Origin of the sequence: Microvirga roseola, assembly GCF_020866965.1 — a bacterium.
GTDB lineage: Bacteria > Pseudomonadota > Alphaproteobacteria > Rhizobiales > Beijerinckiaceae > Microvirga > Microvirga roseola.
The window spans coordinates 1-387 of the sequence record NZ_JAJATX010000214.1 but is presented as its reverse complement, the minus strand read 5'-3'; the positions used below and the strand labels follow the sequence as shown (position 1 = coordinate 387).

The following is a 387-nucleotide window of genomic DNA, read 5'->3' as shown; positions in this document are numbered from 1 at the left end:
GGCCCGCTTGCGGGCTTCCTGGGCCTGCTTCTGCTCAATGATGCGTTCCGCCCACTCCCCGCGCCTGGCGTAGACCGGAGTCAGGTCGAAGCCGAAGGCGTCCACGATCTCGCCCGCAAGGTCCTTTACGGCATAGCGTTTCCCGTTGGGCGACTCCTTTGGGACGATGAGCTGCTGATCGATAAGGACACGGAAGGCTTTGCGAATGCCTCGCTCCGACAGGCCTGTCCGTCCGACCAGATAGTCGTTGGACGGCCAGACCAGCAGCCGTTCCCATTCCTGCTCACCCCAGCAGGCGACGAGCTCGGAGAGAACGGACCGGGGACCGTTCCGCAAACCCAGTGCTTTTGCGGCCTCACGGGCGGCCGCGGACAGCTCTTTACGCGT

General features: G+C 64.3%; 1 protein-coding gene. It reads right to left on the bottom strand.

Annotated features, from left to right (window positions below; all coding sequences use genetic code 11):
• The coding region (locus tag LG661_RS24940) for a helix-turn-helix domain-containing protein (protein WP_322098919.1) at positions 1–375 on the bottom strand (375 nt) is incomplete at its 3' end.
• Positions 376–387: the final 12 nt, after the last annotated feature.